Raw genomic sequence first — 782 nt, forward strand, 5'->3', positions numbered from 1 at the left:
CCGTTCCCGGGCGAGGCGCAGCTGCAGGAGAAGCTGAGCGAACTGGTCCCGGCGGGCCAGCTGCGGGCGACGACCGACTACGCCGAGGCGATCCCGCAGGCCGACGCCGTGGTGATCGTGGTACCGCTGTTCGTGAACGACGCCACGTGGGAGCCGGACTTCGGCTGGATGGACTCGGCCACCCGGTCCCTCGCGGAGCACATCACCCCCGGCACCCTCGTCTCCTACGAGACCACCCTGCCGGTGGGAACGCTGCGCACCCGCTTCACGCCCATGATCGAGCAGATCTCGGGCCTGACGGAGTCGAAGGACTTCTTCGCGGTCTTCTCCCCCGAGCGCGTGCTGACCGGCCGGGTCTTCGAGGACCTGCGCAAGTACCCCAAGCTGATCGGCGCGCTGTCCGCCGAGGGCACGAAGCGGGCCACGGAGTTCTACGAGTCCGCCCTCACCTTCGACGAGCGTCCCGACCTGGCACGTCCCAACGGGGTGTGGGACCTCGGCTCCCCCGAGGCCTCGGAGCTGGCGAAGCTCGCCGAGACCACCTACCGCGACGTGAACATCGCCCTGGCCAACGAGTTCGCCCTCTTCGCGCAGGACCACGGGATCGACGTCTACAAGGTGATCGAGGCCTCCAACTCCCAGCCCTACTCCCACATCCACCAGCCGGGCATCGCCGTCGGCGGGCACTGCATCCCCGTCTACCCGCGCCTGTACCTCTCGACCGATCCGAACGCGACCACCGTGCGCACCGCCCGCACCCTGAACGCGTCGGTGCCCTCGCA

1 protein-coding gene is annotated in these 782 nt (G+C 69.3%); it reads left to right on the plus strand.

Going from position 1 to position 782, the window contains the following annotated elements; translation table 11 throughout:
* Nucleotides 1-782, plus strand: a 782-nt coding sequence (locus tag ACFQS2_RS14335) for a nucleotide sugar dehydrogenase (protein WP_377794181.1), incomplete at both ends; no start/stop codon positions are given.

It is taken from the genome of Brachybacterium sp. GCM10030267 (assembly GCF_042666875.1).
In the GTDB taxonomy this organism is placed as follows: Bacteria; Actinomycetota; Actinomycetes; order Actinomycetales; family Dermabacteraceae; genus Brachybacterium.